The 8,166-nt window shown below is 60.9% G+C and carries 8 protein-coding genes and 1 tRNA gene; all 9 read left to right on the forward strand.

What is annotated here, in order from left to right; all coding sequences use genetic code 11:
- The first annotated feature begins 649 nt into the window (after positions 1–649).
- The 9 genes from thrS to RUW20_RS11125 all read left to right on the forward strand — a co-directional run bounded on the left by thrS (position 650) and on the right by RUW20_RS11125 (position 8,093).
- Complete coding sequence (gene thrS / locus RUW20_RS11085; protein ID WP_313952276.1) at positions 650–2,566, forward strand: threonine--tRNA ligase; 1,917 nt, start codon at positions 650–652, stop codon at positions 2,564–2,566.
- A gap of 26 nt (positions 2,567–2,592) precedes the next feature.
- On the forward strand, positions 2,593–3,120 hold the full coding sequence (gene infC / locus RUW20_RS11090) for a translation initiation factor IF-3 (RefSeq protein ID WP_313952284.1): 528 nt from the start codon (positions 2,593–2,595) through the stop codon (positions 3,118–3,120).
- A 111-nt stretch (positions 3,121–3,231) separates the two neighbouring features.
- Positions 3,232–3,429 (forward strand): 50S ribosomal protein L35, encoded by a 198-nt coding sequence (gene rpmI, locus RUW20_RS11095; protein ID WP_313952277.1) that lies wholly within the window; start codon positions 3,232–3,234, stop codon positions 3,427–3,429.
- A gap of 11 nt (positions 3,430–3,440) precedes the next feature.
- The gene (gene rplT / locus RUW20_RS11100; RefSeq protein WP_295505603.1) at positions 3,441–3,800 is read left to right on the forward strand and encodes a 50S ribosomal protein L20; all 360 of its coding nucleotides are present in this window, start codon (positions 3,441–3,443) and stop codon (positions 3,798–3,800) included.
- A 52-nt stretch (positions 3,801–3,852) separates the two neighbouring features.
- Positions 3,853–4,899 (forward strand): phenylalanine--tRNA ligase subunit alpha, encoded by a 1,047-nt coding sequence (pheS, locus tag RUW20_RS11105; RefSeq protein WP_313952278.1) that lies wholly within the window; start codon positions 3,853–3,855, stop codon positions 4,897–4,899.
- Positions 4,900–4,939: 40 nt separating this feature from the next.
- On the forward strand, positions 4,940–7,315 hold the full coding sequence (gene pheT, locus RUW20_RS11110; RefSeq protein ID WP_313952280.1) for a phenylalanine--tRNA ligase subunit beta: 2,376 nt from the start codon (positions 4,940–4,942) through the stop codon (positions 7,313–7,315).
- 12 nt (positions 7,316–7,327) lie between these two features.
- Positions 7,328–7,630, forward strand: a complete 303-nt coding sequence (locus RUW20_RS11115) for an integration host factor subunit alpha (protein WP_313952282.1) — start codon at positions 7,328–7,330, stop codon at positions 7,628–7,630.
- On the forward strand, positions 7,611–7,979 hold the full coding sequence (locus RUW20_RS11120; protein ID WP_313952283.1) for a MerR family transcriptional regulator: 369 nt from the start codon (positions 7,611–7,613) through the stop codon (positions 7,977–7,979). Before RUW20_RS11115 ends, RUW20_RS11120 begins: the two co-directional genes overlap by 20 nt.
- 37 nt (positions 7,980–8,016) lie before the next feature.
- Positions 8,017–8,093: transfer RNA gene (locus RUW20_RS11125), tRNA-Pro, on the forward strand.
- Positions 8,094–8,166: the final 73 nt, after the last annotated feature.

The raw sequence follows: 8,166 nt of genomic DNA on the forward strand, positions 1-8,166 counted from the left end.
TTGAACGGCCGATCATGTACCCGAATGTCGCGAGGCGGTGAGGGTGCGGACGCTGATCAGCAGCGGCCCGGCCCGCGGTAGCGCCTGATTGCCGCTCGCCGCGCGGCTAATCGCGCTGATCTACGTCACCTCACCCACGCCGTTCGAGGCCCTTCGTCGGAGGACGTGCTTCAGCGTCTTCGCGGCGTTCTTCGCCGCCTGGGCGAAACGCGCACGCGCCGCTTTCCAGCCCTCCTGGGAGTCGGACTCTTTCTCGTGGATTTCGTCGGTCAGCGTAGCGGCGAACCTCGCGAGTCGTCCGGGGCTGACTCCCCAAGACAGGGGCATGACATGATATGGCGCGGCCAGCACGCGTCACGCCAGAAGGCTCCAGAAAACTCCTTGCGCGGCCCATTTCAAATGGCCCCGAGGCGTCGCAGCATCACCAGCAGGGACTCCCGCCGCCCGTGATGGCGCGGCTGACGGATTTCGCAGGCGTTGGGCGCTGTGTTAGAATGCGGCCCTCGCGAATGCGCTGGCTTGGCCGCTGTCTATGCTCGCTGCGCTTCGGGTCAGCGCTGGTTTCGAGGGGCACGGCTCTTGCCGGGGGCGGCCAACAACAAGCCAGAGCGGGCCTCTGGCTTTTCCATTTTCTTGCTGGGGTTGCACTATGCCGGTTGTCACACTGCCTGATGGTTCGCAAAGGGAGTTCGCACAGCCCGTGACGGTTGCCGAGGTCGCTCAGAGCATCGGCGCCGGCTTGGCGCGCGCGGCCCTGGCGGGCAAGGTCGATGGTCGGCTGGTCGACACCTCCTTCTCGATCGCGGCCGACGTGCAGCTCGGCATTGTCACCGACAGGGATCCGGAGGGTCTGGAGGTGATCCGGCACTCGACCGCGCACCTGATGGCCTACGCGGTCAAGGAGCTGTTTCCGGCAGCGCAGGTGACAATCGGGCCGGTGATCGAAAACGGCTTCTATTACGATTTCGCCTACCAGCGCCCGTTCACCAACGAGGATCTGGCGGCCATCGAGAAGCGCATGGGTGAACTTGCCAAGCGCGATATTCCGGTGCAGCGGGAGGTCTGGCAGCGTGACGAGGCGATCACTTTCTTCAAGTCGATCGGCGAGCACTACAAGGCAGAGCTGATCGGCGCGATTCCGCAGGACCAGGAGGTCTCGCTCTACCGCGAAGGCGATTTTGTCGATCTCTGTCGCGGTCCGCACGTCCCGTCGACCGGCAAACTCAAGGTTTTCAAGCTGATGAAGCTGGCCGGCGCCTACTGGCGCGGCGATCATCGCAATGAACAGTTGCAGCGAATCTACGGCACGGCCTGGGCCAAAAAGGAAGATCAGGAAGCCTACCTGCACATGCTGGAGGAGGCGGAGAAGCGCGATCATCGCAAGCTCGGTCGACAGCTGGACCTCTTCCACCTGCAGGAAGAGTCGCCGGGAATGGTCTTCTGGCACCCGAAGGGATGGACGATCTGGCAGGAAGTCGAGCAGTACATGCGACGCCTGCTCGACCGCAACGGTTACCGCGAAGTGAAGACGCCGGCGATCATGGATCGCTCGCTGTGGGAGCGCTCCGGCCATTGGGAAAACTACGCCGAGCACATGTTTACGACGGCGTCCGAAAACCGCGACTACGCCGTCAAGCCGATGAACTGCCCGGGCCACATCCAGATTTTCAATCAGGGCTTGCGCAGCTATCGGGATCTGCCTCTGCGCCTGGCCGAGTTCGGCTCGTGTCACCGCAACGAGCCATCGGGCGCGCTGCACGGGATCATGCGCGTGCGCGCCTTCGTCCAGGATGACGCACACATTTTCTGTACGGAAGCGCAGGTGTTGCCCGAGACGACGGCCTTCATCGACCTTCTCGAGAAGGTCTATGCCGATTTCGGGTTCAACGACATCCTCGTCAAGCTGTCGACTCGTCCGGAAAAACGCATCGGTACCGACGAGCAGTGGGATCGGGCGGAAGTGGCCCTGGCCGAAGCTATGGATGCGCGGGGTTTGCACTACGATGTGCAGCCCGGAGAAGGCGCTTTTTACGGTCCAAAGATCGAATTTTCGCTCAAGGACTGCCTCGGGCGGGTTTGGCAATGCGGTACGCTGCAGCTCGATTTCGCCTTGCCCGAGCGGCTTGACGCGCACTACATCGGCGAGGATAACGATCGCCATATTCCGGTCATGTTGCACCGGGCGATCCTTGGTTCGCTGGAGCGTTTCATCGGAATTCTGATCGAGAATTATGCCGGCGCGATGCCTTTGTGGCTGTCGCCGACGCAGGCGGTGGTGCTGAATATTTCCGAGAAGCAGAACGACTACGCCGAACAGGTCGCGGCGACGCTGCGTAATGCCGGGCTGCGGGTCGAGGCGGATTTGCGCAACGAAAAAATTACCTATAAAATACGAGAACATAGCTTGAACAAGCTGCCATACCAGATCGTCGTTGGCGACAAGGAGGTGGCAGCGAACCTGGTGGCCGTGCGCACACGCGGTGGTCAAGATCTCGGACAAATGTCGATCGAGGCTCTGACCGGGCGACTTCTTGATGAAGTTGCCGCGCGAAGTGGTACGGCTTAACTTTTGTCGGAACAAGGAGTGGACCCATCGCACTGCAAAAGGCGCAACGCGTTAACGAAGAGATCAATGCACCAGAAGTCCGTCTCGTAGGCGAGGACGGCGAGGCATTGGGAGTGATGAGTGCCAGAGAGGCATTGTCGCTGGCCGAGGAGGCAGGGCTGGACCTGGTGGAGATTGCTCCGATGGCACGGCCTCCTGTTTGCCGGATCGTCGATTTTGGCAAGTTCAAGTATCAGGAACAGAAACGCCAGCACGAGCAGCGGCAGAAGCAGAAGCAGGTACAGGTGAAGGAAGTCAAGCTTCGTCCGGGCACCGACGAGAATGACTACCAAATCAAACTGCGCAACATGACGCGCTTCCTCGAAGAGGACGACAAGGTCAAGGTCACCTTGCGATTCCGTGGCCGGGAGATGGCGCATCAGGATATCGGCATGCGCCAGATCGAGCGCATCAGGGCGGATCTGCAGGAAGTCGCGCTGGTTGAGCAGATGCCCAAAATGGAAGGTCGTCAGATGATCATGGTGCTGACGCCGAGCAAGAAGAAGCCGTTGTAGGCTGGCAGCCGAAAGCGGATTCAAGTCGTTGCAGCAATAACAAGTGGTGTCGGGTTCGAAGAGCTCCCGTCGGGAGACACCTGGCAACATGTTTATAAAATGGAGCATAAAATGCCCAAAATGAAGACCAAGAGCGGAGCGAAGAAGCGCTTCACGGTCAGTGCCAGCGGCCGTATCAAGCGCTCATTTGCGTACAAGCGGCACATTCTCACCAAGAAAGACACCAAGACCAAACGCCAGTTGCGCGGGACGACCGAGGTGCATGCTGCTGACAAGGCCATGGTTCGTTCCATGCTGCCTTACGCTTGAGGAGATAAGAGATGCCCAGAGTCAAACGTGGTGTAACGGCGCACGCTCGCCACAAGAAAATCTTAGCCCTCGCCAAGGGTTACCGCGGCCGTCGCAAGAACGTCTATCGCGTTGCCAAGCAGGCGGTGATGAAGGCCGGTCAATATGCCTACCGCGATCGCCGTCAGCGCAAGCGTCAGTTCCGCAGCCTGTGGATTGCCCGCATCAATGCGGCGGCCAGGGAACTGGGGATGAAATACAGCACCTTCATGAATGGCCTCAAGAAGGCGCAGATCGAAGTGGATCGCAAGGTGTTGGCTGATCTGGCTGTTTTCGACAAGCCGGCTTTCGCGGCTCTGGCCGTGCAGGCCAAGGCTCAACTCGGCGCCTGAACTCGACGCGCGTCAAGAAAGGAGGCGTCAGCCTCCTTTTTTTCGGTGAACCATGCATAACTTCGATCAAATAGTCCAAGCTGCGTCGCTCGCGTTTGCAGCGACCGACGATCCTGACGCCCTGGAGCAGATCAAGGGCGGCTATCTCGGGAAAAGCGGCCAGATCACCGAGTTGCTCAAGGGCCTCGGCAAGCTGCCAGCCGACGAACGCAAGGCTGTTGGGGCGGCGATCAATCGCGCCAAGGACGCCGTCGAAACGGCACTCAATGCCCGTCGCGAGGCGATTCGCCGGCTGACGCTTGACGCCAGGCTCGCCGAGGAGGCGTTGGATGTGACGCTGCCGGGACGTGGCCAGTCGCGCGGCGGCCTGCATCCGGTCACCCGAACGCTGGAGCGCATTGAAGCGCTGTTCCGCTCAATCGGTTTCGACGTCGCCGACGGCCCCGAGATCGAGGCCGACTTCCAGAATTTCACGGCGCTCAATACGCCGGCGGATCACCCCGCGCGTTCGATGCACGATACTTTCTATCTGCAGGACGAGTCCGGCGCAGTGGCCGAAAACGTGCTGTTGCGCACGCATACCAGCCCGATCCAGGTTCGCTACATGCAGGCGCACGTCGCCAGACATGCCGGCGCGGAAGCCATGCCGGAGATCCGCGTGATCGCCCCGGGGCGCGTCTATCGCGTCGATTCCGATGCCACGCATTCGCCGATGTTTCATCAGGTGGAAGGTTTATGGGTGGGTGAGAACGTCAGTTTTGCCGACTTGAAGGGGGTGGTGGGCGATTTCCTGCGCCGCTTCTTCGAAAGCGATGACCTGCAGGTGCGTTTCCGCCCGTCCTTCTTCCCGTTCACCGAACCGTCGGCCGAGATCGACATGGCCTTCATGAGCGGCGCGCTGAAGGGCCGCTGGCTGGAAATCGCCGGTTGCGGCATGGTTCATCCCAACGTCTTGCGCCACGTGGGAATCGACCCGGAGAAGTACCTCGGCTTTGCCTTTGGCATGGGCCCTGACCGGCTGACGATGCTGCGCTATGGCGTCAATGACCTGCGCCTGTTCTACGACGGCGATTTGCGCTTCCTGCGGCAGTTTGTTTGACCGCTGGCGTGCTCACCACTCTTCCTGATATTCATCGTTCATGAAATTCTCTGAATCCTGGCTACGCAGCTTTGTTGACCCCGCTTGCTCGGGTGACGAATTCACGCACCTGTTGACCATGGCTGGTCTCGAAGTCGAAGAGGAAGAGACCGTCGCGCCGGCTTTCGACAGGGTGGTGGTGGGGCAGGTGCTCGAGGTCGGCAAGCATCCGGATGCCGACCGGCTCAACGTCTGCCGGGTCGATGTCGGTTGCGGTGAGGTGTTGCAGATCGTTTGCGGGGCGCCGAATGCGGCCGCCGGTATCAAGGTGCCTTGCGCACTGCCCGGCGCCGAACTGCCGGGAGGCTTCCGGATCAAGGTCGCCAAGGTGCGCGGGGTAGAGTCGTCCGGCATGCTGTGCTCGGCCAAGGAGTTGGGTATTGCCGAAGAGGCGGCGGGTCTGCTGCTGCTGAACTCCGCTGCGCCGATCGGCGAGGATATCCGTCGCCATCTCGATCTCGACGATCGCCTGTTGACGCTCAAGCTGACGCCAAACCGGGCAGATTGCCTGTCGCTTGAAGGTGTTGCACGCGAGGTCGCCGCGCTGACCGGTACGCCGACCCGTTTTACGGAGGTTGCGGAAGTCGAGGTGACCATCCCGACCACGCGCGCAGTCGTCCTTGATGCCCCTGAGGCTTGCCCACGCTATTGCGGTCGGGTGATTGCCGGGGTCGACGCCAATGCGGCGACACCTCTGTGGATGAGCCGTCGCCTCGAGCGCAGCGGCATCCGTCCGATTTCGGCGCTGGTCGATATCACCAACTATGTGATGCTCGAACTCGGGCAGCCCCTGCATGTTTTTGACAATACGCGCCTGGAAGGCGCGATCCATGTTCGCATGGCGCGTGCCGGCGAAAAGATCAAGCTGCTCAACGAGCAGACGCTGGACTTGCAGGATGACGTGTTGCTGATTGCCGATGAGCGTCGCCCGGTGGCGATGGGTGGCATCATGGGCGGCGAGGAAAGTGGTGTCACGCTGGCCAGCACCGAGGTATTTCTCGAGTCCGCCTTCTTTGCCCCGACAGCGATCGCTGGTCGTGCCCGCCGCTACAGCTTCGTTTCCGACGCCTCGCATCGCTTCGAGCGCGGCGTCGATTTCGGCGGTACGCGACGCGCGCTGGAGCGGGCAACGGGCCTGGTCCTCGAGGTGTGCGGTGGTCAGGCCGGGCCGGTCAGCGAAGGCCTGGCGAAGTTGCCCGAGCGCAAAGAGGTTCGCCTGCGACCGGCCCGAGTGGCCAAGGTGCTGGGCGTGGCGTTCTCTGACGAGCGCATCGGCGAACTGTTTGCGCGTCTCGACCTGCCATTCACCAGGGATGGGGACGACTTCATAGTCATTCCGCCGAGCTACCGTTTCGACCTCGAGATCGAGGAAGACCTGATCGAAGAGATTGCACGGCTGCATGGTTACGAGAACATTCCGTCGGTGGCGCCACAGGCCTTGATGTCGATGCTGCCACAGACCGAGCGCGCGCGGCCCCTGGCGCGGGTGCGACAGATCCTGGCCGACAGTGGCTACCAGGAAGTGGTCAATTTCGCTTTTGTCGAAGAAGGCTGGGAAAGGGATTTCGCCGACAACGGCCAGCTGATTCGGCTCGCCAACCCGATTGCCAGCCAGTTGAGCGTCATGCGTTCGACATTGATCGGCGGGCTGATCGCCAACGTGGCGACCAACCTCAAGCGGCGGCAGAGTCGAATGCGCTTGTTCGAGACCGGGCGCTGTTTCTTCCGCGACGCGCAAGGCGGGCCGGTAGCCGGATTTCGTCAGCCGTGGCGAGTCACGGCGCTGGCTTACGGTCCCGCGCTACCCGAACAGTGGGGTTGCCCGGCGCGTAATGTCGATTTTTTCGACGTCAAGGCCGATCTCGAACTTCTCCTCGCTCCGCGCGTGGCGAGCTTTGAGAAAGCAGTACATCCGGCCTTGCATCCTGGCCGCAGCGCATCCGTGTCGCTCGATGGCAAGCCTATCGGCTTTGTCGGCGAGCTGCACCCGCAGTGGCAGCAAAAGTACGAACTGCCATTGGCGCCGGTACTCTTTGAACTCGATCTCGATGTGATCGTCATGGCTACGCTTCCGCAATATGCAGAGGTGTCCCGCCAGCCGCCAGTCATTCGGGATATGGCGATGGTGGTCGATAATGCACTGGAATTGAAGCAACTGGTCGATGGCTTGGCCGCCAATCGCCCGGCAATCGTGCGTGATATCAGTCTCTTCGACGTCTATGTCGGGCGCGGGGTGGAGGCTGGCAAGAAAAGCCTTGCCTTCCGTATAGTGATGCAAGATACTCAAAAAACATTGCAGGAAGTCGAAGTCGACGCGGCCATGCAGCAGTTGGTGGCTTATCTGCAAAAAGCATTCGCAGCGCAGCGTCGCGTCTGAGAAGGGGGAGGAATGACGCTTACCAAAGCAGAACTCGCGGATTTGCTGTTCGAGAAGGTTGGCCTCAACAAGCGTGAAGCAAAGGATATGGTCGAGGCTTTCTTCGAGGAGATCCGGGATGCGCTGGAGCGTGGTGATGGGGTGAAGCTCTCGGGGTTCGGTAATTTCCAGCTGCGCGACAAGCCGCAGCGTCCGGGCCGAAATCCCAAAACAGGGGAAGAAATTCCGATCACGGCGCGGCGAGTCGTCACTTTTCATGCCAGCCAGAAACTGAAGGCCGAGGTGGAGCACGCTTATGACGGAAGCCAGTCCTAGAGACAACGGCAATGAGCCATTGCCAGCCATTCCGGCCAAGCGTTACTTCACGATCGGCGAGGTAAGCGAGCTGTGCGGCGTCAAACCGCACGTCCTGCGTTATTGGGAACAGGAATTTACGCAGCTCAGGCCGGTCAAGCGGCGAGGTAACCGTCGTTACTACCAGCATCACGAAGTCCTGCTCGTTCGCCGCATCCGGGAGCTTCTTTACAGCCAGGGTTTCACGATCAGTGGCGCCCGCAATCGTCTCGGCGATGCCGAGCCGACCGCCGCTGACAAGTCCGCTGGCGTGAGCGGTGAAGCGATGCGTGCTGAGTTGTTGAGCATCGCAGAATTGCTGCGGATTTGAGCGCCGAGGGGGATTTCGAGTATAATTCGCAGGTTGTCGGGGCGTGGCGCAGCCTGGTAGCGCACTTGCATGGGGTGCAAGGGGTCCCGAGTTCGAATCCCGGCGCCCCGACCAATAGAATCAAGAAGTTGGCGTGAATGAAGAACCGGCCTTGGGCCGGTTTTTTGTTTCGCGGTGCGGTTGGCGG

This window comes from Accumulibacter sp. (genome assembly GCF_032229525.1).
Lineage (GTDB): Bacteria > Pseudomonadota > Gammaproteobacteria > Burkholderiales > Rhodocyclaceae > Accumulibacter.

Bases quoted from the DNA above. Each gene is read 5' to 3' on its own strand.
- thrS (WP_313952276.1), top strand. From the start codon at position 650: ATGCCGGTTGTCACACTGCCTGATGGTTCGCAAAGGGAGTTCGCACAG.
- rpmI (WP_313952277.1), top strand. From the start codon at position 3,232: ATGCCCAAAATGAAGACCAAGAGCGGAGCGAAGAAGCGCTTCACGGTC.
- rplT (WP_295505603.1), top strand. From the start codon at position 3,441: ATGCCCAGAGTCAAACGTGGTGTAACGGCGCACGCTCGCCACAAGAAA.
- pheS (WP_313952278.1), top strand. From the start codon at position 3,853: ATGCATAACTTCGATCAAATAGTCCAAGCTGCGTCGCTCGCGTTTGCA.
- pheT (WP_313952280.1), top strand. From the start codon at position 4,940: ATGAAATTCTCTGAATCCTGGCTACGCAGCTTTGTTGACCCCGCTTGC.
- RUW20_RS11115 (WP_313952282.1), top strand. From the start codon at position 7,328: ATGACGCTTACCAAAGCAGAACTCGCGGATTTGCTGTTCGAGAAGGTT.
- RUW20_RS11120 (WP_313952283.1), top strand. From the start codon at position 7,611: ATGACGGAAGCCAGTCCTAGAGACAACGGCAATGAGCCATTGCCAGCC.